This window comes from Paenibacillus sp. Marseille-Q4541 (genome assembly GCF_018310695.1).
GTDB lineage: Bacteria > Bacillota > Bacilli > Paenibacillales > Paenibacillaceae > Paenibacillus.
Map to the genome: position 1 here is coordinate 1 of NZ_JAGXCY010000040.1, position 23,335 is coordinate 23,335.

A 23,335-nucleotide genomic window follows, 5' to 3' on the forward strand; every position below is an offset into this window, starting at 1 on the left:
GAGAGTCTAATGTCTATAGGGGAGTATAACTAAGTATAAAAATAGCTCTGAAACAGGTCAGAGCATCATGGTATAATATGGTTTGTACAACACGCCTAGGTGGGTGAGTCTTCCTTCAGATCGGAGGTGAGGCTCATATGACCTTCTCTTTTGCCGATGTAATCATTTTCGCAGGGTTTATCATTGCGTTATTGACATACATTGATTCAAAAAAAGAAGTGACCCCTTAGGTTACCGCCTTGGGTCACTTCTCTGCCGTATAACATTACTCGGAGGAGTTCCCACCAAGCTGTTGTGCTGAGGACGGTTAGCGGACCGTCCTTATTTCTATTCTTATGATATCATAGCTGGATTATACAGGCAATTACCATATGTACTCTAAAAACGCATCAACATATCCTGATTCAAAAGCATTTGTAGGCATATTGGGAGAACCAAAATCTACTTTATACTTTCTTCGAAGTTCCTCATATGTAGGTAATTCTGCACAATCATCTGCACCCCAACAAAAGAAGTCCACAGCTCTTTCTTCATATAATTGTTTTGCAAGAGAAATAACTTCGCTATGTGATAAATTATCGTTAAAATTATGATTCTCTATTGAATCTAATTCATATTGTTGAGCGGTTTCTTTTCCCCAGAATCTGCCGTAAGAGTAAGCACTCTTAGATTGTTCAATGAATTCCTCTTGTCTTAACTCAAAATCTAAGTTTGAATCAAATTTAGCGACTACTGTTTCACCAATATTCCAAACCCATCCTCCTATTGTTAATATACCAATCACACATAAAATTACTAAGATCCAATTTGAAGGCTTATTCTCCAAAACACATAACACCCCGTTATGATCCACATCGGTTGCGGTAATTGTCTATTTATGTAAGTCAAATCTAATTATACCTACGTCCTCAAGGAAATCTAGTCCAATTGTCATATTTTACAACAAGTCGCTTCTTTGATCCTGAGCTATCATATAGTGGTAGGGAAATCTGGAGGTGAGAATTATATAAGATGAAGATAGTAGGCGTGAAAATGCATGATAGAACAGGAGGGGAGAACGACTTCGTAGTATTTGATCTTGAAGATGTAAAAAGTATTGATATGTGGAGGCCCACTGCATACTCAGGTCAGGTTCCAGCTTATCACACTGAGGATGGGTCATATTTAGCGCTCAACACCCTAAAGGATGCGAAAATAGCCTATAGAAAATTTGGATTTGAGTCTTTTGACAATACTGTTTTGATAAATATGAATAAAGTCACGGAGTTCGTACCACTTAAAACTGGAACAAAAGTAATGTTCGATGACGGAACTCATGCAATAGTGCGCAAGAAGATTAAAAAACGGCGTCCGTCAAGAGGGGGCTAACCCTAATAGTCCTAACTTTTATTACATGATTTGACAACACAGAGTAGGAAGAGTCTGGTATATTTAATCGTGTAAGGAAATAGATGGTTCGAGACAGCTTGTTAAGTGTAGTTGTGAGTAAGCGGCATATACAAAAGTAACGATATTTCGGTACTTTTCACTAGAGTAGCTGCTTGCTACTCTGCTACCGCCATTCCCACTCAAACAAATCTTCAACTTTGCAGTTTAGATAATAGGCAATGAGTAAAGCCCTTTGTATTGAGATATTATTCATTCTCAGGTGTACAATATCCGAAATACGTTGCTTACTCATTCCTGTTCTATCTGCTAACCACTGTTGGTTCTTACCTTTCTTTTTGAGTAATTCGGGAATACGACAGCGGACGGGAACGGGTTGAAGTTCCATCACACTGCCACCTTATTCTTTTTTTACCCTAAAATAGAACACTTGTTCTTAAAAATCAGGTTTTGTGGTATTATCTAGTGTATCGAGTTATAAATTTCCTCAGCTGCACTATTACAGAGAAGGGGTTGTTCACATGAATGAGCAGTTGTCAGAATTAGCAAAAGAGATAGTTAGCAAAAAAGATTTACCAGTTACATATAAGGAATTAGTTACTTTTCTTTCTGAGCAGATTGCTTCATCCTTGCAAGATTATGAATCAAATCCCGGAGGGCAGATTCGACAAAAGGATCATCACGAAGGTTAACTTTGTACTCAGCCTCTGCCTTTTTTATTACATCTAATAGAACTTCCTCTGGGAGCGTATTATCGCTCTCTTTCTTATTCTCCCTACCAGTAGTAAGCCAATCTATACTCACTTCAAAATAATCAGCTATCTTAGCTGTCATTTCATGTTTTGGTTCTCTCTTATCGGTCTCATACATACCTAATGTAGATTTACCAATCTTCAGTATTTTAGCAAGCTCTTCTTGCGATAATCCCTTTTTGTTGCGTAGGTAAGAGATCCGTTCGCCAAATGACTTCAAAATATCCACCTCCAATAGTGAATTATATATCACATTACGTGAACAAAACTAATTTGATCGCAAAAAGTGAATAAAATTTTTAAAATAAGGCTTGACGATCACGAAATGTGATTATATACTAGGTTCATAAGCAATCACGAAATGTGATCGAAAGGAGGATTACCATGAGAAACAATAAGATGGCAAAACTCAGAGGAGAGAAAACACTCCGTGAAACTGCAGTTGAAATAGGCATACCTTACAGCACATATGCCATGATTGAAGCTGGTCACAGATTCCCTCGTAAAGATCTGGCGATCAGAATTGCTAAGTTTTATGACACTACAGTAGATGAACTTTTTTTTACCTTAAATGATCGCGTTTCGTGATCGAATTAAATTATAAGGAGCGAATGAAAATGAACGAACAACTCAATCAGTTTATGTATGGTTCTTACCAAGTTAGAACAGTAACGATTCAAAACGAACCTTGGTTTGTAGCAAAAGATGTTTGTGAGGTTCTCGAAATCGGAAATGTAGGACAAGCCGTTTCGAGACTAGATGCTGATGATAAAGCTGACGTCATTTTAAATGATGGCAGACAGGACAGACTACAAACCGCGATTAATGAACCGGGACTTTACACTTTAATCCTCGGTAGCCGCAAGCAAGAGGCCAAGCAATTTAAACGTTGGATCACACACGAAGTCATCCCAAGCATCCGTAAGCACGGAGCATACATGACCAGTGAAACACTGGAGAAAGCAATACTTAATCCTGATTTCCTCATCAACCTCGCCGGAGAGTTGAAAAAGGAACAAGAAAAAAGCAAAGCACTACAACAACAAATTCAAGAAGTCCGACCAAAAGTCCTCTTTGCAGAAGCAGTTGAAGGCTCATCAAACTCAATCCTGATCGGGCAGTTAGCAACCATCCTTAAGCAAAACGGAATCGATATTGGACAGAAGAGACTATTCGACCGCCTGAGAGAAGAAGGATTCCTTTGTAAAGTAGGCGAGCGAAAGAACCTCCCAACACAGAAAGCCATGAACTTAGATCTTTTCGAAGTCCAAGAACGAACTTTCAGTGGTTCTACTGAAACCAAAGTCCGATTCACAACAAAAGTTACTGGACGTGGACAAGTCTACTTCCTTAATAAGTTCAAAAACGATATAGCTTAAAACCATATGTAATAACAACCCTATATATTGTACTACACAATAGTAATTTTGACTTAAAAATACCAGATGGAGTGGATCGGGAATGAGTGGAAATCAATTACGAGTGACATTCGAAGTAGGTCCCATGGCAAATGAGATCAGAAAGAGTGTTTTACAGGATCTTGGCAACAGCAAGCAATCAACTTACCTCAATAAAGACTTACCCAAGGTGGTGAACAAATGAAGGTCAACGAAGAGAAAGGACCTCAGTTCAAGGAAGTTACCAAAGACGCGCTTATCAAGTTAGGACAAGCCAAACAAGAAGAAGAGAAGAAAGGAAGTGTCAAACATGGCTAAGAACCCAAACAAACTCAATATCCCGAAGGTGAATATGTACCGAAGACCACTGGGCGTGTGTGGATGCGGCAAACCAGCAACTTACGAAGTATACGAGGATCGTCAGCCGCATTGCCGAGATTGCATGCTGGATGCAGCAGATAACGAGGTTTACATCGAGGTCAGACGCTATGACGGAGGGTTCAACGATGCCAGCTAATACAACAGATTTCTACGTTACCACGAAATGCGGTCGTACCTTCGGATGGTCGGCAACGGATTACAGCAGCTTGATCCGGGAATTGCATGAAAAGAACTATGTTCCTACCTTTATCCAGCCAATGAGTGAGTATGAAGCCGAGGTTTTGAGCAGGGAAGAGCAAGAAAGATTAACGGACGAGCTGTTCCGTGCAATAGACAAGGAGCTGAAACACTCTGCGTGAGGTAACTTTCAAATCTGTACAAGACGTAATCGACTATTACTGGGGAGGTGGTTCCCAGAAGGAGAAAAAAGATGACGGAGCCGAGTGTGTATCTGGAGCTTGCGAAGATAGCGAATGCAAGAGGGAGCCTGAGCAGTACCCTGAAACGAGTGTATGTAAAGAATTACGCTAGAGCCGTAAAACGAAAATGGGCCGCTGCAGGAACAGCGACCCAAATAAATAGCATAGCAAATTAGATTACTTCAATTATAGCACGAAAGGATGATCCGTATGCAAGTAGATATTAGTTATCGATACATGCCGCAGCATAAACGCGGTCATTACCTCAACAGAAAAGCACAACCAACTGATGATTTCATGGAAGCCATTCGATTTGTACGATTAAGTGATTTGGAACATTGGCTAACCACAAGACATTGCCCTGACGTTCCTCAAAACTTTCGTATCCATCGTGTCAAAGTTACTTATGAAATGGAGGGTGAGTGCGTTGAATATCTACCAGAAGCTAATTGAAGTCCGTAAGGAAGTTCCTTATATCCAGAAGGCAGATCAAGGATCTCAATACAGCTACACCGGATCTAGTCGGGTTCTTGCCTCTCTTAAACACAAGATGGACGAGCTTGGATTACTACTGGTCCCGGCTATTACAAAGCCAACTCTTCACGAATCACCTATTGAATACAAAGACGGGAACGGGAACGTCACCAAACGGACCACAACCTACTTTACAGAGCTTGAAATGACCATGACATGGGTCAATGCAGAGAAACCAGACGAGCAAATCACAGTCCCTTGGTACGGTCAGGGAGTGGATATTGCAGGAGAGAAGGGAGTCGGCAAGGCACTCACTTATGCAGAGAAATACTTCATGCTGAAATTCTTCAACATTGCTACTGATAAGGATGATCCTGATTCCTTCCAGCAAAAACATGATCTAATCCCGATGATTACCTCTGCTCAAATAGGCGAGGTGAAAACACTGTGGCTTGGTCTTGGATACAAGGAGCCTGACATCGGCAAGCAAACCTACAAGCTTTACAAGAAACAGCTTACTCAACTTACAGAAGATCAAGCTGCTGATTTCATTGACAAGTTAAAAGCCATGAATGGCGCAAAGGAGAGTGCTTAACACATGTTAAACAGAGTAATTTTGATCGGTCGTCTCACACGAGATCCTGACCTTAGATATACGCCAGCAGGGGTAGCAGTAACCCAATTCACACTAGCCGTTGATCGTCCCTTTACCAGCAATGGTGGAGAGCGTGAAGCCGACTTCATTCCGGTTGTGACATGGCGACAACTGGCAGAGACATGCGCCAACTACTTACGCAAAGGCAGACTGTGTGCTGTAGAAGGTCGCATACAGGTGCGGAACTATGAGAACAACGAAGGCAAGCGAGTGTATGTCACAGAGGTAATCGCGGACAATGTGCGGTTCCTGGAGAGCAACAACCAAGGAGGTGGGCAGCGTGGACAAGACACTTACCACGATGATGGTAAACCAATCGACATCGCAGACGATGACTTACCATTCTGAACCACAGCCAAACCCATTTGATCTACCGCTTGATCCGGAAGGAGTCGATGGCCCGTTTTGAACTTCGGATTCCATCCTGCTCCTAAACCCAGTGCCAGCAAGCGCATTAAGCCTACACAGAAACAACTAGGCGATATCAGCCCAAAGGTACGCAAAGAGGTCAGGGACCGCTCGGAAGGAGTGTGCGAGGTAAGAGTTAAGTGCCTCGGCGCTCGGGCGGTACAGCAGGCACATATCATTGGTCGCAAACAATTGACGCACAAAACTACAGCAGCGGATCTGCTAGACAGTTGCTTAGAATGCCACCTCTGGCTTGATGAAACACCAGAGGGCATCAGATATAAGCGGAAGTTAAGAGAAGATACAGCCTAATAAGGGAGAGAAGATAAATGTCTAATTCAACGATTACTGTGGAGTTCAAAACAGAAAGGACATATTGCTCTTGCTGCCGCCAAAAGCTAGAAAAGGTAGAGGTGAGCAAGGTTAGAACAATGGAGTTCGACAAAGAAACTGCATTGAGCTGGGCTCCATGGCCAGAAATCGTGGAATATCCCGAAGATATGGAACGTTCGGTCCCTGAGTATGTCCATGAAACAATCGATTTTTTTGCTACCAGCTCATATGAAAGAATCATCGTCGAAAACAGTGAAATAGAGAAAGTGAAGCAATGGATTATAAATGATGTTGCATCGAACCCAGCCGAGTAACAAAGGAGGAACACCCATGGAAGACTGGATCAAATACGAATGTGAAGCGTGTAAACGGAAGTTTGCGGTACCTGAGGATCTAGAAGAGCCGGGATGTCCAGAGTGTCGTGAAACAAATTGCAAGGAAATTTAACAGGCTATACAGCCTTAAAGGAGAGATAACAGATGGCAAAATTCAAATTTAGCGTAAGCACTGGATATGTAGGTTCGAAGCGCGAAGAGATTGTAGAGATTGAGGACTTTGAGCTTAAAGGCATGGACGAGGAACAGAAAACTAATTACATCAATGAAGTTTTCGAGGAATGGGTATGGGAAAACGTCAGTAACGGTTGGGAAGAAATCGAGGATTGAGGCTATCAGCCTCTTTCCCTGGGAGGGGAGAAACCCTATATACGGCCCCCGCTAAACGCTGGGATTATTCAGTCGATTGATGGCGGCTATGCCGCAAAAACCAAAACTAAGGAGCTAATAAATATGAAAACACTTGAGCAAGTATATGAAAACTACGTATCCAACACTTTTGACGGTCGTGATCTTACTAGATTGATGCAATTTGTCCCTGAACAAGATCTTCATCGAATTGGAGTGGAGCTTAATGAAGAATACAAAGGAACCCATCAAGCGATTGAGTTCACTCGGGAAAATGTTCTTAAGCAGCTCGAAAAAGATGTGATCTTCGGTATGGAAAAAGCTGAGAATCAACGGGGGATATCTTCTGAAATGATGTATGAGGTCGTGAGAATGTGGAACTGGATACTTGAAGAAGGTCTTGAGGACTTCGATAACTACGGTGCATATGGCTTTCCTTTGTTCCGGGCAACCGCTAATCAGTACGGATTCGAAAATTAAGAGTAACTCATTGGACGAAGGCCCTCGTTATCGAACGAATAATCCGAGCGAAGCGTGGGCCGTATAGATCCATAATCCAAGTAAGGGAGAGATAACAGACTACGGTCTGCTAAAGGGGAGGATGAAAGGGAATGAGAAGCTTAAGAGCTTGGGACGATCAGCTAGAGAAGATGCTGTATGCAAACATAGAGCAATTTGACGACATGTTGGGATATCGGTTTAGCGAACACTTCGAAACAGCTGGTCCTATTTATCAATGGGGTTCGGGACTCGAGGATAAAAAAGGAACAGAAATATATGAGGGAGATATTGTTCGAATTGAAGGTCATCCATTTGAGGGGCCTATGAAGATAAACGGAAATTACGAGGTAGGCTATAACGATCGTATGGAACTATGTTGCGGAAGTCTGCTGCTTCATAGAGAGCTGCCTTATGTAACTGTAGTTGGAAATATGATTGAACATCCTCACCTATTAAACCTTCCTGGGGAGGTAGACCATGAGTAAACAAGTAATAACGGACGAACAAATATTAAATCTGCCGCCGGGAAGAGATTTAGACTCACACATAGCGCTTAGAGTCATGGGATTCAAGCAAATCACTATTGTAGGCAAGTATTACTTCACTGATCCAATTGATACGCAGGTAAAGCCATATTCAACCGACATATCAGCAGCATGGGAAGTAGAAGAACAAATAAAGGAGCTAGGTTTAACTGTTGAATACACAGGATCATTAAAGCAGGTAGTCTTAGGCACTGGTGAATATGTGGGAATGTTCGATTTTATCCACGCAACAGCTGAACAGCGGTGTAAAGCAGCTCTACTAGCCGTAATAGGAGGTAGTAAAGATGAGTAAACAAGAGAAGCTATACCCTATACAGCACTTAGTCAAAAACGAATTAGAGTGGTTTAACTGTGAGTGCGGAAAAGACAAGTTTGAAGTTACAAAGGAATTCTTAGAGGGCGGAGAGCCACAATTAGGAGTAGTAGAGACACATTTTAACTGCGAATGCGGCAAGTCTTATATTTGTGAATACGGCAATGTGAGGGAGGCATCCGGGAATGAGTAAACAAGAGAAGCTTATATCAGCGGACAAACTGCTTGAATGGATCAAAGAGAAGAAAGCAAACGGAAGTACCATAAGTGAATATTCGCTTTCAAGGGCGATAAAGTGTAAAGAATTAGATCCTGATCCAGTACCCACCATTAAGCCGGGAGATAAGGTGAAATGTTTCGGGATTATAGAATATGTGACTGTGATGAGAGTCGAAAATGATCAAGTCACGATTAGAGATGGCGAAGGAGGTCATCACACTGTAACAATTGATGATCTGGAGGTAGTAAAGGATGAATAGAGACTGGGATAAGGAAGGGTAAGGAGTGAGTCAATATGTCATCTAACAACAGGTTTTCGAGCGAGTCACTAGCCTACTGGGATGATGAACTGGCTCGGGCGGTAGGTGATCTGGAGGACGCCGAGAAGTACGGCGACTCCGGAGCTATCGAATGGCACAACGAGCGGATCAGATGGGCCAAGATGAAGATTACCAACATATTGGATTATCAGCGTCACATAAAAGGAGCGTGAGAACATGGCGGTTTATCGGCAAATACAAGTTAGCTTCTGGCAAGATCCATTCGTGATCGGGCTGACGCCAGAGGAAAAATACTTCTATATCTACTTAATGTCCAATTCTAAGACAACACAGTGCGGAATATACGAGCTGCCGAAGCGAGTAATGGAGTTTGAGACGGGGTACAACCGGGAAACCATTGATAAATTACTTCTCAGATTCATTGATTACGGCAAAATCCTCTATCACGATCCAAGCCAAGAGATTATGCTGCTCAATTGGTACAAGTACAACTTCCTTAAGAGCCCTAAAGTGGTCTCAAAGATCAAACAAGAGCTACTGACGGTTAAAGCTGATCGCTTTAGAGAAAAGGTTCTCTGCATCCTGGAGGAAACCGGATTGTCGGACAAGACCCTGTACCGGATGGCTAACAAGACAGAGATCCCTCGGACGATGGCAAACCATTTATTCGAGAGAGACAAAACGTGTGTCCGCTGCGGAAGTGACTCCGATCTGACGATAGATCATATCTTCCCACGTAACATTGGAGGAACAAACGTAGAGGAAAACCTTCGAGTTTTGTGCCGGTCATGTAATTCTAAGCGTCCAACGATCGGAAAGGCGCTTGAAGACGATTTACTAATTGATGGGTTATCGCTAAATGATTTCGAGAAAATCTGCCAGTTGATACCCAATCAGAAAAATTCGATACCGTATCAAAAATCAGATTCGATAGGGTATCAGGAAAATTCGATACCGTATCGACAAGAAGAAAAAGAAGAAGAAAAAGAAGAAGAAAAAGAAGAAGAAAAAGCGTCCGACTCTCTCTCCTCTTCAAATTCTGATTTTAAAGATGAAATAACCAAAATGACAAAGGATTATGACCTTCAGCAAGCCAGCATTTATTCCATTGATCAAATATATGCATTCCATCGTGTTGTTGAGAACGAAGTCATTACAGCTGCTTTAAAGAAGGCTAGCGGCAAGCATGTCAATTACGCCGTTAACACCCTTACGAACTGGGTCAAGGAAGGAAAAACGAAAATTATTGACATTAACCCTCCTTTGAAAGTTGGAGCTGCACCGCTACGGACTCCGGGAGGTAAGCCGCAGATTGAGGTAGTCAAGCCAACGGAAGAAGCGCCAGTCGTTTCACAAGAAGAACTGGAAGAAATGATTCGTTTCGCGGAAGAAATGCAAAGCAGCACCAACAATAAAAGAGGAGCGTGATTGTAATGGCAATGAAAGCATATGGACGGAAGCATACACCAGTTAAATCCAAGGACACGATGAAGATGGAGTTGGCTCCAGAGCGGAAAAGGGAGAATGAAACGCTTCAAGAGTACGTTTTAACCGAGGAAGAGAGACAGGAGATCATCCGGAAGTATGGGCCGCCGCTGCGGCCTCTGGGTACCAATAAGAGCATCGTGCATATGACGAAGGGGAAGAAAGGGGGGGCGGCATGATCACCTTCACCGTAGACATTGCCCCTATGGGAGCAGTCCGGATGACACAGCGTAGCAAATGGGAAGATCCAACAGCACAGAGATACTTAAGCTACAAACGCCTCATCGGATACGAGGCCAGAAAACACATACAGGAACCCATTACCACGCCGATCCATGCCGAGCTCCACTTTTACCACCCGATCCCACAGTCTTGGGCGAAGAAGAAGCAACAACAGGCGAGAGAAGGGGACTTATCACCGATTACTAAGCCTGATATTGATAACTGTGTCAAAGGAGTGTTCGATGCTCTGAATAAAATAGCTTGGAAGGATGACAACCAAGTGGTGAGCCTGACGACCTTCAAGCATTATTCAGACGAGCCAAGGATCGAAATTAAGGTAAAGGAGGTGATAGCAGCATGATGGCGTGTTGGATTGCGCATCCTGACGGAATTGCGTTAATAGACGAACAGGCGAACCATAGAGGGCTTTTGATAGAGTTACCCATACAAAGAGTTGGTCAAGGTAGAAAATGGCTAGAAACGCCTTCTGAGTGGTTCAGAATCGATGAGAATAAGCAGATAAAATCAACAAAAGGAAATCAGATTTGTCAAGTGACAACTAGGGTAGGATAGTGACAAAATATTAAGATAAATGTCGTAAATAAGTGGTTTATTGCACTAATTGGTAGTATAATAGAGTTATAATCTGACAAATTCGGAAAATGGGGTGTATGTGGTGAGTAATCAAGAAAAAATCGAACAATTGCAGTATGAATTGAACACTGAAAAGCAACGTGGTGCAGTGGCAGACATTCACAAGATTACGCAACTGGAACAACAAATTGCGGATCTGGAGCTGGAGAAACAAGTCGAAGAAAATCATGAAGAGATTGCTTATGTGTTAGATGAGTTACACGCCACAGACGGAGAAGACCGATACACCATGAGAGATCTAACAGAGAATGAAGCGGCCTACCAAATCCTACGGGCATCTGTACAACAAATGATGATGGAGCGTGAAGAAAAGCTCCTGAAAGAGATTAACCGAGCAAAAGAAGAAGCATCTGCTCAGGTAGCACAGATCAAAGCAGAAAAGGAAGAACTGCAAAACCGTTATGACTCCTTGTATGAAGAGACATCAGCAATCCGCAACGAACTGAACACAGCTAAAGAGGAAGTAAACGAACTTGCGCGTAAGAGAGATGCTGCTGCTAACGAGCTAGATACAGCTAACAAGGAAATTACGCGTCTTAATAGTCACATCGATGACTTGCGTACAGAGATTGCCGTGGGTGCTACAAATGCTCCTAAAGTGGTGAATACCAATACAACAGCTAATCTGGCTGAAGCGATGAAAGAGTTTAAAAATTCGCGTCCAGCTATTTACGATATGGAACCAGCAAACGAAAAAGGATCGATGTACCGAGCTACGCTTGCGGAAACAGGGGAAGAAATCACATTCGGATGGTTAGAAAAAGGGAAGTACCGGGAGGTGACAGCCGAGCAGGCTGATCAGTTTCGCACCAGCAGAGAAGAATCCCAATCTAGTCATGAAGATAATGCACAGCTTGGGGAAACTGTGGAGGAAATCGGCGTAGCCCCACAGCCCAATGAAGAAACAACGGCCGCTGGAGTCGCTGGAATGGATGAAGGGCACACTGACGGAGAAGTGGCAACAGAAACAACTAAGTCAGTTGAAGAAAGAATCGCGGCTCTCGAGTTAGCGGTGTTCGGTAAAATGGAGGAGGCGGCGTAAGCCGTCTTTTCTCTTACAAGGAGGGAACGACATGAACCAGGACAAAGTAGTGGAACTGCTGAAGAACTATCGGAGCTATAAGTTTGCTATCAGCAACGGCATTGCAGGATATAACCCATATGACGATACAGGAATGCCACGAGGCGGAGGATACGGTAGCAGAGAGCCACGTTTAGGTGGAGGAAGTACATTTGATAGTGAACAGGATTACCGGGTCTATACTCAAGTTGTGAGGCTTGTAGATGCTGCTGTTATGGAATTGTTGGACGATCATGAAAGATCGGTAGTGGAGAGCAAATATTTATCCCGTAGACGCCAGACATTGGAACAGATTGCCGAAGGGATGAACAAGGATGTCCGGACCATTCGCAGATGGCATAAGGCAGCATTAAAGGAACTGACAAGGGCGTTTGCATTAATTGACATACCTGAGATTATCAATTTAGATGAAGTATTGGGTCTAACTGCTTGATTTGTCCGTTAAATGTCCGAAAAATGTCCGGTTTATGGTATGGATTATGTCCTCTACAATTTGATAAGATACTATCATAGGGAACAGCTGATGAGCGTCGATAGCTGAATGCGCAGTTGCCGGTTACACTGTTCCTTCATCACATGATAAGGGTGGCTGAGAAGCTGCTCTTTTTTTATTTTGAGGTGACTATGGCAAAGTTGATTATCACCTATCACAATGACAGCTATAACGAGTATCACGGATCACTGGAACGTCTTGAGAGTTATGTGGAGACGCTGAGATCAGGGAAACCATTGGTGCTGTTTAATGAAATGTTTGATTACGAAATAAGACCAAGTGAGGTCAAAGACATAAAGATAGTCGAATAGTAGCAGGAATAAAGTCTCCTTTTGGCGAAAGTTGGAAGCTGGAGGGAGGTGGGAAATATGAAAAAGAATGCGGTATTAATTCATTTTATTGGCGGTGAAGAACTAAGAATTGGGCATGATGATCCTGAGTTTCTTATAGGACAATTGATGGATTTAAACCCAAATTGGTCTGTCCAAGTAAATGATACATGGATTAGAGTTGGAAATATAACATATGTAAAAGAAATATCCGTATAGTGTGAAATTAGTCGTCGAAAGGCGGCTTTTTCTTTTGCCGAAGGCCATCGAGACGACCGAAATACTTAGCGTTAGCGGAGGCCGGATACAATCATTTAGGGAGGTATTTATATTGCCAGTCAATCTTAATGAGGTACAACCCAGAGAGATGTCAGATAAGGAGTGGTTGAATACAGTTGCTAATGCATTAGAGAATGCACATGTCTTTGAACAGCAAGCAGAAGGTGAAGGCAGTAAGGTCATTTGGATATCTAAAGAGCTCGTTGAGATCATGGTGAAGCGAATGAGAAAGATAGCTGAAAAGTTAGAGTAGAAAGGAGAGTGATCCCATGGCAGACTTGAGACCGCAAATGATGATATTTGTGACCGAGTATCTGAAGAATGGCAACAATGCGACTCAAGCTGCAATAGCAGCAGGGTACAGTGAGAAGACAGCAGCAAGCCAAGGCAGTCGTTTGTTAAAGTCTGTTGAGATTCAACAATATCTTAACAAAACTGAACAGAATCTTAACAAGGACTTGCGAATGATGTTTGCGGAAGATGCTGTTAAGGCTTACGGAGTCATGCTTGAGATCATGAATGACCCCTTAACACCACCAAAGGATAGATTGGTTGCTGCAAGAGATCTACTGGATCGAGCAGGCTACAAACCAGTTGATAAGGTACAGGCAGATATGAACGCAGAGATCAGCTTTAAAGTTGAACTGCCGAAAGGGTTTGGTGACGATGGCGACGATTAACATCGATTTAACCGAGTTGCCGACCCTGACGAATGACACATTCTATCCCCTTTATACAAACAAGGATAGATACTTGGTGCTCATGGGTGGCGGCGGTTCGGGTAAGTCGGTGTTTACCGCTCAGAAGATCGTCTTACGAACGCTGACCGAAAAGAAGCACCGTATCCTTGTTCTGCGTAAGGTAGCGAAGACACTGCGTGAATCAGTGTTTATGGAGCTTAAGAACGCCATATACCGATGGGGACTGGAGAAACTGTTCAAGATTCCGAAGGGAACCAGCTCAGAGTTACATATATCCTGCATCAACGGAAATGAGATCCTTTTTGCTGGCTTGGATGATGTTGAGAAGCTTAAATCCATCAGCGGCATAACCAGTGTATGGATGGAAGAAGCGAGCGAATGCTCACCAGAAGACTTCCGGCAGCTGGATATACGGTTACGTGGTCGTACCTTGCACTATAAGCAGATGATGATCACCTTTAACCCGATTGACATTAATCACTGGTTGAAGAAAGAGTTCTTCGATATAAAGAAGCCGAATGCAACAACGATCCATTCCACATACAAGAACAATAAGTTCCTGGACAAAGAAGCTATAGCCGTTCTTGAGGCATTTAAAGAGACGGACCCATACTTCTATCAGGTGTACGCACTTGGTGAGTGGGGAGTATTAGGTAAGACCATATTCAATGCTCAGAAGGTCAATGAGCGCATATCACAGCTTCGCCACCATGATCCATTGGTGCAGCGAGGCTATTTTGTTTATGAGAAAGACGACAAAGATATGATCGTTGACCGTACCATCAAGTGGATTCCTGCTGATGATGGATACATTAAAGTGTTTGAGCTACCGCAGTCCCGTATCCCTTATGTGATTGGCGGTGATACGGCTGGTGATGGATCAGATAACTTTACGGGTCAGGTAATCAACAATGTGACTGGTAAGCAAGTAGCCGTATACAAGAATCAGTTTGACGAGGATCTCTATGCGGAGCAGATGTATTGCCTTGGCCGATACTTCAACAGTGCTTTGATCAGCATTGAGACCAATTTCAGCAGTCATCCGGTCAAGGTTCTGATGAGGCTAGGCTATCGCAATATGTATGTGCGTGAACGAGAGGACACATTTACTGGTTCCGTGACGAAAGCGTACGGGTTCAAAACGGATAAGCTTACTCGTCCATCTGCTATTGCTGAATTGGTAACAGTAGCTCGTGAGAATATCCACTTGATTAATGACATGGACACGCTGAATGAGATGCTCACCTTTGTTCGTAATGAAAAGGGACGCCCAGAAGCCAAGGAAGGTGCACACGATGATCTTGTCATGGCACTGGCAATTGGTTATTACAGCCGTGGTCAGCAGGACGAGACGGCGTTTAGAGAAGCGGTGCAGGAAGTAACTACACCATTCCCATTCCGTACAGCGGAACCACAGACAGGAGGGTATATGCAATGGTAACGACATATGGTGATTGGACCAAAATGAAAGGTAGTAAGAAGGATCTTACGCCTGAGTTATTCGATGAGATCAAGGAGCTTATGCATGAGCAAGCGACTGAGGTAATGAAAAATCAGGGGATTGATATAAATCACCAGGAAATAAAATGGGTTGTGCTTGAGAGAAGTAATAGTCCGTTTGCTTCTGAGGCAGTTTATGACTCTAATGGCCCTTATATATCAATAGGTTGGAAGATCGAGGTGGAGCATAATGGATGACATCGCAAAACTTGGTGAGCTGCTTAAGCTTCCTAACCTTGATGAAGCAACAATCACACTAATCAACGCCAAGATGCGTGAGATGATCGGTGAAACGAAGGTGTTAAGTACAGATCAAAGAGAAGCATTGAACAAGCAAGTAGGCAACATCTTAGACCAGTGGGTCAACGGGAAAGAAGGTGAGTAGATGGAGAAGGATACAGCCACAAACGATAATCTAGCCAGTGAAGTAAATAAGCAGTACGAAGAAGGCCTGTCCTATAAACGTAGGATGGGCTTTTTATCTAAATGGCCGATGTATGAGCGGTTCAAGGCTGGAGATCAATGGCCTGCTGCTGTTCCAGCCACTCAGAACCTACCGCGTCCGGTATTCAACATCATTAAGATGATTGAAACGCATAAGGTTGCCAATGTAATGAGCGAGCAGATCAAGATGATATTTAGCCGCCAAGAAGTGGATGAGAATACAGAGGAACAGGAGGATGTAGGAGAAACTTTCTCACGCTTCTCGGATGCGACATGGGAACGGCTCAAGCAAGATGAGCTGAATGAGGAAGGATTGGACGTTGCTGCTAATACGGGCACAGGCGTATGGCATTACATTTGGGATAACGCCATCAAAGGCGGTGATCGTTACCCTTATGTTGGTGAGATGCAAGGTGAGATCATTGATCCGATGAACATATTCTTTGGTAATCCACAACAGAGATACGTTCAGAAGCAGCCCTACATCATCCTTAGCAGTCGTGAAATGGTGAAGAACATACGTGAATATGCTCGAGCTAACGGCATGTCAAAGGAAATGACCATGCAGATCAAGCCTGATAAGGACACTCAGGACGAGGGTTATGACGGCGCCAAGGTAGAGATCAATGATAGTGGGAAAGTTACGGTACTAACTCGCTACTGGAAGGAAAACGGGAAGGTGTTCTTTTGCAAGACTGCAAGTGGATTAACCCTTAAGAAGCCGACAGACACGCAACTTTCCCTTTATCCAGTAGCCGTGATGCAATGGGAACGCCGTAAGAAATCCATATTTGGCGTAGGAGATACGGAAGGGTTGATACCTAACCAGAAGGCAGTGAACATGCTCGTAGCCATGCAGATCCTATCTGTACAGCTCACAGGTTGGCCTAAACTCGTATACAAGTCCAACGCCATTGATCCATGGAAAGTTACCAATGCTCCAGGTGAGATGATCGAGGACCGCAGTCCACCGGCTCAAGGTGATGGAGTCAAGTACCTTACACCGGGAACAGTTAACGCACAGGCAGCCAACTTGGTCGAGGCAATACTTGGTTACACTCGCCAAATGACAGGTGCAGATGAAGCGGCTACAGGTTCAGCACCATCAGCGGACCTCAACGCAACAGCCATTATGCTCCTGCAGAAAGCTGCTGCTATCCCAATTGAGTCTATCAAGCGTAGGTTCTACCGTCTAATCGAGGACATTGGACGCATCTGGGAGGACTTCTGGAAGGTCAAGTACAACATCGACCGCCAAGTCATGCTGAAAGATGAGGATGGCGAGACGTATCCTGAGATGTTCCAAGGCACGAAGTATCAGGGTGTGGAGATGAATCTTAAGATCGATGTTGGACCATCATCCACTTACAGCGAATCTCTTATGCTATCAAGCCTTGATCGTGCGCTGGATCGTGGGGATATCGACTATGAACAGTACCTCAAGTATGCACCGCGTACTGTTGTACCGTTCCGTGATCGTCTCATGAAGGAGATTGAACAGAAGAAAGGAATCATCAGCACGATTGAACAGGTTATCGAAATGATGGATCCGCAGATGAGGATGGAGTTTGACCAGTTGCCACCAGAGCAACAGCTGATGATGTTACAAAGTATGATTGCTCCGCAGCCAGAGGAAGCACCACAGGGGGCTCAACCAATACCAGTGGGAGTGTGATGAAATGCCTTTAGTAACGACTAAGCCAGTCTCTATGAGTAATGGGGATCTGGTGACGGAGTTCGTAGACTCGGTGGGCACGACAGAGACGGAGTTTTCGTTCCCTAGTGAGCAAAATTATTTGATGGTAAAGAACAACGGAAACGTACCCATAACACTTAAACTGAACGGATTGAGTAGGACGCTAAACCCGAGTGAAGAATGGTCGGGCAAGACTTCCTTCACATCCGTTTTTTTGACTTCAGCTAATCAAACTCAACAGGTGAATGTTAGATCGATTAGAGGAGTGATGCAAGGGGATGCCGCTTTATCAGCATTATATCTAGCTAAAAAGCCTAAGACGACAGGTAATGTACTTGATTTTATGGGAGACTCCATAACAGATCAGAACATATATGCATCTTGTCGAGGATTTGTCTCATGGGCAACGGCATTGACGAATCATCAAATTAAAATGGGTAACAAGTTTGCTACAGGTGGATATACAAGTCAGAAGATAAAGGACGAACACTTGCCTAACTTACTTTCTCAAAACGTTTTACCGAGTTATTGTACAGTCTTGGCAGGAACCAATGATATCGGATTAGTACCTGCTACACCTCTGTCAGAAACAATTTCCAACTTAACATTTATATACGATTCACTCTTAGAAGCTGGGGTTACTCCGGTGCTTTGTACAATACCGCCAAGGAAAGATAATGCCGGAATTCTCGCTAATGTCTATAGACTGAACAACTGGATAAGACAGACAGCAATGAAGAGAGGGCTACCGCTAGTTGATTTTCACAGAGTTCTTTCAGACACCACAGGAGGATATTCTTCACCCTCATATGCAGCCGATGCCATTCATCCTTCTAAATTAGGAGCAAAAGTAATGGGGACAGAACTTGCTAGAGTTATGAGCAAGATCGTACCTTTTTACAATGTTAATTTAGTGACATTTGAGAGTGACGGAAACGTGATACCGAATGCCCTAAACCTAATTGATACAAACAGTGATGGTATTCCTGATAACTGGAGCAAAGTAGCAGGCACTGGAACATTTACGGCTGCATTAACTGATCCGGTCAATTCGGATATCGTCGGTAAGTGGTTTAGCATCACTAAAACGGATGCGCCTTATGCTATTTTTAGGAATTCAGGAAGAACAGTAATACCAGGTCATAGATATGCTGTTGCTTTTCGGATGAAGATTTCTGGAGTTGATGTAGCAACAATGATCAACTTAAATGTAATTAAGGCTCCGAATGCAAACTCAGTGATACTGTCTAGGGTATTCTCGGAATGGAGTCTTGAGACAGAAGCTTGTACGATATACCGTGAGTTTACCGTACCGCTTGATGTGACCCAAGTGCAGTTTGATCTAAGTATTACTGGTGCTGCCGTCTTTAGTAGTGGTCAATACACATTAATAAATTTAACAGAATTAAATCTTTAAAATTCAGGGCCTTCCCAGTGCAGGGGAGGCCCTTTCTATATACAAAATTCGGGCGTTAAATCGTTATGGTCGCCGCATAACAAGGAGGAATTACCGTGGAAGATCAAATGATGGAACAAACGGGCGTAGAAGAGGTACCTGTCGCCGAGGTACAAGATACTGTAGTTAATGAGCAAGTAGAAGATACGGGCGTAGAATCATCTGAGGTCGCCGCTCAGAACGATGGTGGAGGATTCGCCAAGGCATTGAAAGCTCGTGAAGAGCAAATCCGCGCGAAGTTAGAGCAGGAATACAGCTCGAAGGCGCAACAAGCCCAGCAAATGTTGGAACGCACAGCTGAGTTATACGGATTTTCCGACTTAGAGTCTTATCAAGCAGCTCTTGATCAAGCCGAGCAAGACCGCCGTATCCAAGAGGAAGCACAGAAGCTAGGTGTAGATGAGGATGTCATTCGCAACCACATGTCACCGCTGAACGACAGGCTGAGCAAGGCGGAGCAAGAGTTACAGCAGTACCGTGAAGCTGAGAGTATTCGAGCGGTAGAGGCGCAGATTGCTTCATTGAACTCAAAATACCCAGACTTTGGACAGCATCAGGAGTCCATTATCAAAATGTCCATCGAGAAAGGTTACGACCTGGAGGACGCATACATCCTGACTACGTATCAGGAACGAGTAAACAACGCAGTGACCGAAGCCAAACGAGAAACTTTGAAGAACATACAACAAAACGCCGACAGTTCAACCGGTTACCTTGGTGCAGATGCTCCAGATCAGGCAAGCGGTTATTCTGCTATGTCTGCTGCTGAGCGGAAATCATTTAGGGATCGAGTGAAGAGCGGCCAAATCTAAGGAGATGAACTATTATGCCAACTCAAGTACAAGGTTATAACGCAACAACAGGTGTTAATGCACTCACAGCTGAACAACACACTTACTATCAAGATGCAATGCTCGACCGTCTTACTCCAATGCTGACATGGACGAAGTTTGGTGAGAAGAAGAACATACCTAAACGTAAGGGTGCTACAACAAACTTCCGCCGCCTGAACTCTTTGGCTGTATCCAAAACAGCATTGACTGAGGGTGTTACACCAGATGGCGTAAACCTTGATATCACGTCCGTTAACGCAACGGTAAAAGAATACGGTAACTGGACAAAGATTTCTGAGTTCCTTAATCTGACTGGCTTTGACCCTGTGATGACAGAAGTGTCTGAGCTATTGGGTGAAAATGCCGGGGAATCAATGGATGAAATCACCCGTGATATGGTGGCTGCTGGTACAAACGTGCTTTATGCCAACAACAAAACAGCTCGTAACACGATTGGTGCAGCTGACAAGATTACGGCGGCAGATATCATTAAGGCTCGCCGTGCTTTGAAACGTGCAAAGGTTAAACCTTTAAACCTACCTGATGGTGCTGGTAGAGGATACATTGCATTCATCCATGTTGACGTAGCTGCTGACTTGATGCAGACAGATGACTGGAAAAAAGCCAACAATGAGAACAACACAAAGAACTTTATGGATGGTGTTCTCGGTAAAATGTATGGTATCTGGTTTGTTGAGGTAGACAACGGCGTAATCTTCCCAGGAGCTGGTGCAACTTCGGCTGATGTGTACGGAACAATCTTCCTTGGTAAAGGCGGCTATGGTATCCCTGATATCGATGGTAGTTCTAAACCTGATATCATTGTTCACCCTGCTGGTTCTGCCGGTGGTGCGGATCCGCTCAATCAATTCAACACAGTAGCTTGGAAATGTGCTTTCACAGTAGTTCGTTTACAGGAACTTGCTATTCTCCGTTATGAGTCTGGCGCATCAGTATAAAAAATTGAACTAAGGGAGCCTACGGGCTCCTTTTAACTTTAGGAGGAAATGAAATGGGTAAAGCAACAGGAAACCAAGAAGAATTAGAACTGGAAGTAAAAGAAGAGGTAACGAACGAAGAAAAACAACTTGAAAGACAGGCGCAAATGGCTGAAAAGAATGCAAAACAGCAATTGGATGCAATGAAAAAGGTTGAGATTACGATCCCGGACGATCCTTTAAACCCTAACGACTCAGTTGTTCCAGTCGGTTACAACGGTATTTTCTATACGATCCCACGCGGCGTACCCACAATGGTGCCTGAAGCTATCGCAGATATCTGGCGCGATTCTTACAATCGTACTCGTGTTGCAAATCAACGTATCGAAGACAGCACAAGAAAAGAAGTCAAGATCATGTGACAAGGCCCTACGGGGCTTTTTCGCTTTTAAAGGAGTGAGACGATGACATTACAAGAGATACTAGACGAGATTACCGAGAAATACCCTCATGGCTTGTCCAATGACAGTGTGATCCGCAAGATCAATCAGATCCAAAATGAGTTGTTCCGTACCACGTTCCGTGTAAATACCATGACTCAATACGACATACTATCAAATGTGTTTGCCTACCCTCTGCCATGCAATAGAACAAATGTCATTGATGTGGTGGTAAACGATCAAGAATATCGTTACTACGATGTGAAGCAGACAGCAACCGTTCCGTTCTATTACTTTACAGAGAAGAATGATTTAGGTATCTACCCAACCCCGACAAAGGATAGTTCAGGTGGGATGATCATCTTTCATAATAGAGAACCACGTAAGCTACACATTAATATGCTCGGCGCTGAACCTGATCTTGACCGAGACTTCCACATGCTACTGGTGTATGGAGGACTTACGCAAATCGCAGAAAACTTTCAGGATGTAGCGATGGTGAACAACTACACGTCTAAGTACAATGGTCTCTTACAAGAGTTCAACAAAACTAATGATGAAAGACCGGATTACCCTGTTATTGCAGATGTCATGGGAGGTCTATTATGAGTCAAGCCACACAACTTATTGCGTCTCAGTATAGGGATGCGGAATTGACAAGACGTTTATGGAGCGGTGTACGAATCAACGTAAAAACATTTGGAGCACAAGGTGATGGAGTCACTGACGATGCGCTAGCCTTTGAATTAGCTGTTGAAGCATTACCAGAAGTTGGTGGAGTGCTTGAATTCCCACCAGGGCGGTATTATTCTAGCCGGGCTATTTTTATCGAAAATAAAGACGTGACTATTGTGGGAGCGGGCGTACAACAAACACTGCTGTTTTTCCCTGATTCTGACGGAATTATATACAGTACGACAAATCTATTCAGTGATGGCTTTATGTGCTTTGATTTAAGTTTAGTTAGCGTTGCTAACGACAAGTACACCGGGATACGCGTTGCTTATCCTTCGAATATGGGTAGTGCTTGGGTTAATACTATTATCGAAAGGGTAGTATGCACCGGATCAAGCGGGATAGCTCAATACACTGATGGATCAAATAATAACCAAGTGGGTGAAAACAACTGGAAAGTTGGAATCTACCTTGAAAATTCTTCAGTATCTTTTGTATCCAAATGTGTTACACGAGCAGCAGCTCCAAATGGTGGCATTGGTGTCTGGATCGCTGGATGGACCGTAGATGTATTGGTTCAAGATTGTAGATTCTACGGAAGTGGCATTGGTGTCAATAAATCTGATAAGGGTGAAGGCTTGATCGTAGAACAGTGTATATTTGTAAACGTGGAGCGAGGTGTTGTAGTTAATGAGGGTGCCACTCAACAACAAGGGGTCTGGGTGTCGGTTCAGAACAGTCATATCAATTATTCACACCAAGGTATAGCGATCATAAAACAACCTCAGGTTTTCATTGATAATTGTTTGATATATAAACAGGGACCGGACAGCGGAGGTTTTGATATTCTCCTTTCCGAATGTGATAGATCTCGCATCACAAACAGCTCTTTGATAGTCAGACAGGGTTCGGGGTATTCCAATGGTGTAGTGCTTCAAAACAGCGACACTGTTATCTTGGGTGGAAATATCATTCAGGAGAGGGAAGTAGGGGTGTGGGTTCAAGAAAATTGTAATGGAATTATCATTCGATCTGATAATGTAATCAGCGATAACCAAACAAACATATTGAATTCAAGTCCTGAAGGTGTATATCTTGAACCAAGACAGTGTACTTTTCAAAAAGTTGAAGCTTTAAACGACGGACAAACTCAGATCACAATTCCTATCCCAGCTAACACCTTTTTATCTGTACCGAAATTTGGCAACGTTATTAGCTCGTCATCAAACCAATGGATTCATGGGTACTACGATTACGAAGGAAGCACTTCGACAATTGCAAAGTTTAATATCAAACGTAATGATGGTGCTACTATTGGAACAGAAATCGTTCGCTTTAGCATCACGTTAACGGAATAGGTGG

At 43.4% G+C, this 23,335-nt stretch carries 41 protein-coding genes; 38 read left to right on the top strand and 3 right to left on the bottom strand.

All coding sequences use genetic code 11. The features are described 5' to 3' along the window. Nucleotides 1–364: 364 nt before the first annotated feature. The gene (locus tag KFT32_RS23595; protein WP_211749891.1) at nucleotides 365–826 is read right to left on the bottom strand and encodes a hypothetical protein; all 462 of its coding nucleotides are present in this window, start codon (nucleotides 824–826) and stop codon (nucleotides 365–367) included. Nucleotides 827–1,011: 185 nt separating this feature from the next. On the opposite strand from KFT32_RS23595, the gene KFT32_RS23600 reads away from it, so the two are divergent. Then, the gene (locus tag KFT32_RS23600; protein ID WP_211749892.1) at nucleotides 1,012–1,368 is read left to right on the top strand and encodes a LytTR family transcriptional regulator DNA-binding domain-containing protein; all 357 of its coding nucleotides are present in this window, start codon (nucleotides 1,012–1,014) and stop codon (nucleotides 1,366–1,368) included. Nucleotides 1,369–1,552: 184 nt separating this feature from the next. Here KFT32_RS23600 and KFT32_RS23605 read toward each other — a convergent pair whose 3' ends face one another. Together KFT32_RS23605 and KFT32_RS23610 are read right to left on the bottom strand one after the other, a co-directional pair. After that, nucleotides 1,553–1,774 (bottom strand): helix-turn-helix domain-containing protein, encoded by a 222-nt coding sequence (locus tag KFT32_RS23605; protein WP_211749893.1) that lies wholly within the window; start codon nucleotides 1,772–1,774, stop codon nucleotides 1,553–1,555. Between the two features lie 209 nt (nucleotides 1,775–1,983). Then, nucleotides 1,984–2,358, bottom strand: coding sequence for a helix-turn-helix domain-containing protein (locus KFT32_RS23610; RefSeq protein ID WP_211749894.1), 375 nt, complete (start codon nucleotides 2,356–2,358; stop codon nucleotides 1,984–1,986). 164 nt (nucleotides 2,359–2,522) lie between these two features. On the opposite strand from KFT32_RS23610, the gene KFT32_RS23615 reads away from it, so the two are divergent. The 37 genes from KFT32_RS23615 to KFT32_RS23795 all read left to right on the top strand — a co-directional run bounded on the left by KFT32_RS23615 (nucleotide 2,523) and on the right by KFT32_RS23795 (nucleotide 23,331). Further along, nucleotides 2,523–2,726 carry a helix-turn-helix transcriptional regulator gene (locus KFT32_RS23615; protein ID WP_211749895.1) on the top strand — a complete coding sequence of 68 codons (204 nt, stop codon included), beginning with the start codon at nucleotides 2,523–2,525 and terminating at the stop codon, nucleotides 2,724–2,726. Between the two features lie 29 nt (nucleotides 2,727–2,755). Continuing rightward, the gene (locus KFT32_RS23620) at nucleotides 2,756–3,517 is read left to right on the top strand and encodes a phage antirepressor KilAC domain-containing protein (protein ID WP_211749896.1); all 762 of its coding nucleotides are present in this window, start codon (nucleotides 2,756–2,758) and stop codon (nucleotides 3,515–3,517) included. A 328-nt stretch (nucleotides 3,518–3,845) separates the two neighbouring features. Next, nucleotides 3,846–4,052: a hypothetical protein gene (locus KFT32_RS23625; protein WP_211749938.1), complete on the top strand. Its 207-nt coding sequence runs from the start codon at nucleotides 3,846–3,848 to the stop codon at nucleotides 4,050–4,052. After that, nucleotides 4,042–4,275, top strand: a complete 234-nt coding sequence (locus KFT32_RS23630; RefSeq protein WP_211749897.1) for a hypothetical protein — start codon at nucleotides 4,042–4,044, stop codon at nucleotides 4,273–4,275. Before KFT32_RS23625 ends, KFT32_RS23630 begins: the two co-directional genes overlap by 11 nt. A gap of 71 nt (nucleotides 4,276–4,346) precedes the next feature. Next, nucleotides 4,347–4,511 carry a hypothetical protein gene (locus tag KFT32_RS23635; RefSeq protein WP_211749898.1) on the top strand — a complete coding sequence of 55 codons (165 nt, stop codon included), beginning with the start codon at nucleotides 4,347–4,349 and terminating at the stop codon, nucleotides 4,509–4,511. Between the two features lie 34 nt (nucleotides 4,512–4,545). After that, a complete protein-coding gene (locus KFT32_RS23640; RefSeq protein ID WP_211749899.1) occupies nucleotides 4,546–4,788 on the top strand; it encodes a hypothetical protein in 243 nt (80 codons plus the stop codon). Further along, nucleotides 4,763–5,404 (top strand): ERF family protein, encoded by a 642-nt coding sequence (locus tag KFT32_RS23645; protein WP_211749900.1) that lies wholly within the window; start codon nucleotides 4,763–4,765, stop codon nucleotides 5,402–5,404. Before KFT32_RS23640 ends, KFT32_RS23645 begins: the two co-directional genes overlap by 26 nt. Nucleotides 5,405–5,407: 3 nt before the next feature. Further along, on the top strand, nucleotides 5,408–5,812 hold the full coding sequence (ssb, locus tag KFT32_RS23650; protein ID WP_211749901.1) for a single-stranded DNA-binding protein: 405 nt from the start codon (nucleotides 5,408–5,410) through the stop codon (nucleotides 5,810–5,812). A 57-nt stretch (nucleotides 5,813–5,869) separates the two neighbouring features. Then, on the top strand, nucleotides 5,870–6,184 hold the full coding sequence (locus KFT32_RS23655) for a hypothetical protein (protein ID WP_211749902.1): 315 nt from the start codon (nucleotides 5,870–5,872) through the stop codon (nucleotides 6,182–6,184). A 17-nt stretch (nucleotides 6,185–6,201) separates the two neighbouring features. Beyond that, a complete protein-coding gene (locus KFT32_RS23660) occupies nucleotides 6,202–6,519 on the top strand; it encodes a hypothetical protein (protein WP_211749903.1) in 318 nt (105 codons plus the stop codon). Nucleotides 6,520–6,684: 165 nt separating this feature from the next. After that, nucleotides 6,685–6,870, top strand: coding sequence for a DUF7167 family protein (locus KFT32_RS23665; RefSeq protein ID WP_211749904.1), 186 nt, complete (start codon nucleotides 6,685–6,687; stop codon nucleotides 6,868–6,870). Nucleotides 6,871–6,993: 123 nt separating this feature from the next. Then, nucleotides 6,994–7,368 carry a hypothetical protein gene (locus tag KFT32_RS23670; RefSeq protein ID WP_211749905.1) on the top strand — a complete coding sequence of 125 codons (375 nt, stop codon included), beginning with the start codon at nucleotides 6,994–6,996 and terminating at the stop codon, nucleotides 7,366–7,368. 131 nt (nucleotides 7,369–7,499) lie between these two features. After that, complete coding sequence (locus KFT32_RS23675; RefSeq protein WP_211749906.1) at nucleotides 7,500–7,874, top strand: YopX family protein; 375 nt, start codon at nucleotides 7,500–7,502, stop codon at nucleotides 7,872–7,874. After that, nucleotides 7,867–8,226: a BC1872 family protein gene (locus KFT32_RS23680; protein WP_211749907.1), complete on the top strand. Its 360-nt coding sequence runs from the start codon at nucleotides 7,867–7,869 to the stop codon at nucleotides 8,224–8,226. Before KFT32_RS23675 ends, KFT32_RS23680 begins: the two co-directional genes overlap by 8 nt. Beyond that, on the top strand, nucleotides 8,219–8,440 hold the full coding sequence (locus KFT32_RS23685; RefSeq protein ID WP_205055275.1) for a hypothetical protein: 222 nt from the start codon (nucleotides 8,219–8,221) through the stop codon (nucleotides 8,438–8,440). Before KFT32_RS23680 ends, KFT32_RS23685 begins: the two co-directional genes overlap by 8 nt. Then, entirely contained in the window at nucleotides 8,433–8,726 is a 294-nt protein-coding gene (locus tag KFT32_RS23690; RefSeq protein WP_076311231.1) for a hypothetical protein, read from the top strand. The genes KFT32_RS23685 and KFT32_RS23690 overlap by 8 nt, the downstream gene beginning before the upstream one ends. Before the next feature lie 35 nt (nucleotides 8,727–8,761). Further along, nucleotides 8,762–8,959, top strand: coding sequence for a hypothetical protein (locus KFT32_RS23695; protein ID WP_205055276.1), 198 nt, complete (start codon nucleotides 8,762–8,764; stop codon nucleotides 8,957–8,959). A gap of 4 nt (nucleotides 8,960–8,963) precedes the next feature. Next, nucleotides 8,964–10,175 (top strand): HNH endonuclease, encoded by a 1,212-nt coding sequence (locus tag KFT32_RS27630; RefSeq protein ID WP_211749908.1) that lies wholly within the window; start codon nucleotides 8,964–8,966, stop codon nucleotides 10,173–10,175. A gap of 5 nt (nucleotides 10,176–10,180) precedes the next feature. Then, nucleotides 10,181–10,411 (top strand): hypothetical protein, encoded by a 231-nt coding sequence (locus KFT32_RS23705; protein WP_205055278.1) that lies wholly within the window; start codon nucleotides 10,181–10,183, stop codon nucleotides 10,409–10,411. Further along, on the top strand, nucleotides 10,408–10,815 hold the full coding sequence (locus KFT32_RS23710) for a RusA family crossover junction endodeoxyribonuclease (RefSeq protein WP_211749909.1): 408 nt from the start codon (nucleotides 10,408–10,410) through the stop codon (nucleotides 10,813–10,815). The genes KFT32_RS23705 and KFT32_RS23710 overlap by 4 nt, the downstream gene beginning before the upstream one ends. Next, entirely contained in the window at nucleotides 10,812–11,027 is a 216-nt protein-coding gene (locus tag KFT32_RS23715; RefSeq protein ID WP_211749910.1) for a hypothetical protein, read from the top strand. Before KFT32_RS23710 ends, KFT32_RS23715 begins: the two co-directional genes overlap by 4 nt. Nucleotides 11,028–11,130: 103 nt before the next feature. After that, complete coding sequence (locus KFT32_RS23720; RefSeq protein WP_211749911.1) at nucleotides 11,131–12,150, top strand: hypothetical protein; 1,020 nt, start codon at nucleotides 11,131–11,133, stop codon at nucleotides 12,148–12,150. Between the two features lie 31 nt (nucleotides 12,151–12,181). Beyond that, complete coding sequence (locus KFT32_RS23725) at nucleotides 12,182–12,622, top strand: RNA polymerase sigma factor sigma-70 region 4 domain-containing protein (protein WP_211749912.1); 441 nt, start codon at nucleotides 12,182–12,184, stop codon at nucleotides 12,620–12,622. A 191-nt stretch (nucleotides 12,623–12,813) separates the two neighbouring features. Beyond that, nucleotides 12,814–12,993: a hypothetical protein gene (locus tag KFT32_RS23730; protein ID WP_211749913.1), complete on the top strand. Its 180-nt coding sequence runs from the start codon at nucleotides 12,814–12,816 to the stop codon at nucleotides 12,991–12,993. A gap of 57 nt (nucleotides 12,994–13,050) precedes the next feature. Then, nucleotides 13,051–13,230, top strand: a complete 180-nt coding sequence (locus tag KFT32_RS23735) for a hypothetical protein (protein WP_211749914.1) — start codon at nucleotides 13,051–13,053, stop codon at nucleotides 13,228–13,230. 112 nt (nucleotides 13,231–13,342) lie between these two features. Beyond that, entirely contained in the window at nucleotides 13,343–13,543 is a 201-nt protein-coding gene (locus KFT32_RS23740) for a hypothetical protein (protein WP_211749915.1), read from the top strand. A gap of 16 nt (nucleotides 13,544–13,559) precedes the next feature. Next, nucleotides 13,560–13,970, top strand: coding sequence for a terminase small subunit (locus KFT32_RS23745; protein ID WP_211749916.1), 411 nt, complete (start codon nucleotides 13,560–13,562; stop codon nucleotides 13,968–13,970). After that, complete coding sequence (locus tag KFT32_RS23750; protein WP_211749917.1) at nucleotides 13,957–15,432, top strand: PBSX family phage terminase large subunit; 1,476 nt, start codon at nucleotides 13,957–13,959, stop codon at nucleotides 15,430–15,432. Before KFT32_RS23745 ends, KFT32_RS23750 begins: the two co-directional genes overlap by 14 nt. Next, complete coding sequence (locus KFT32_RS23755) at nucleotides 15,426–15,689, top strand: hypothetical protein (protein WP_211749918.1); 264 nt, start codon at nucleotides 15,426–15,428, stop codon at nucleotides 15,687–15,689. Before KFT32_RS23750 ends, KFT32_RS23755 begins: the two co-directional genes overlap by 7 nt. Further along, entirely contained in the window at nucleotides 15,682–15,876 is a 195-nt protein-coding gene (locus KFT32_RS23760; protein ID WP_211749919.1) for a hypothetical protein, read from the top strand. Before KFT32_RS23755 ends, KFT32_RS23760 begins: the two co-directional genes overlap by 8 nt. Continuing rightward, nucleotides 15,877–17,610 carry a hypothetical protein gene (locus KFT32_RS23765; RefSeq protein ID WP_211749920.1) on the top strand — a complete coding sequence of 578 codons (1,734 nt, stop codon included), beginning with the start codon at nucleotides 15,877–15,879 and terminating at the stop codon, nucleotides 17,608–17,610. It abuts the gene before it with no gap. A 4-nt stretch (nucleotides 17,611–17,614) separates the two neighbouring features. Next, nucleotides 17,615–19,048, top strand: a complete 1,434-nt coding sequence (locus tag KFT32_RS23770; RefSeq protein ID WP_211749921.1) for an SGNH/GDSL hydrolase family protein — start codon at nucleotides 17,615–17,617, stop codon at nucleotides 19,046–19,048. Between the two features lie 95 nt (nucleotides 19,049–19,143). Next, nucleotides 19,144–19,899 (top strand): hypothetical protein, encoded by a 756-nt coding sequence (locus KFT32_RS23775; protein ID WP_211749922.1) that lies wholly within the window; start codon nucleotides 19,144–19,146, stop codon nucleotides 19,897–19,899. Nucleotides 19,900–19,913: 14 nt separating this feature from the next. Then, on the top strand, nucleotides 19,914–20,879 hold the full coding sequence (locus KFT32_RS23780; RefSeq protein ID WP_211749923.1) for a N4-gp56 family major capsid protein: 966 nt from the start codon (nucleotides 19,914–19,916) through the stop codon (nucleotides 20,877–20,879). A gap of 53 nt (nucleotides 20,880–20,932) precedes the next feature. After that, nucleotides 20,933–21,280 (top strand): hypothetical protein, encoded by a 348-nt coding sequence (locus KFT32_RS23785; protein WP_211749924.1) that lies wholly within the window; start codon nucleotides 20,933–20,935, stop codon nucleotides 21,278–21,280. Between the two features lie 42 nt (nucleotides 21,281–21,322). Then, on the top strand, nucleotides 21,323–21,907 hold the full coding sequence (locus KFT32_RS23790) for a phage adaptor protein (RefSeq protein WP_211749925.1): 585 nt from the start codon (nucleotides 21,323–21,325) through the stop codon (nucleotides 21,905–21,907). After that, on the top strand, nucleotides 21,904–23,331 hold the full coding sequence (locus KFT32_RS23795) for a right-handed parallel beta-helix repeat-containing protein (protein ID WP_211749926.1): 1,428 nt from the start codon (nucleotides 21,904–21,906) through the stop codon (nucleotides 23,329–23,331). The genes KFT32_RS23790 and KFT32_RS23795 overlap by 4 nt, the downstream gene beginning before the upstream one ends. The last annotated feature ends 4 nt before the right edge of the window (nucleotides 23,332–23,335 follow it).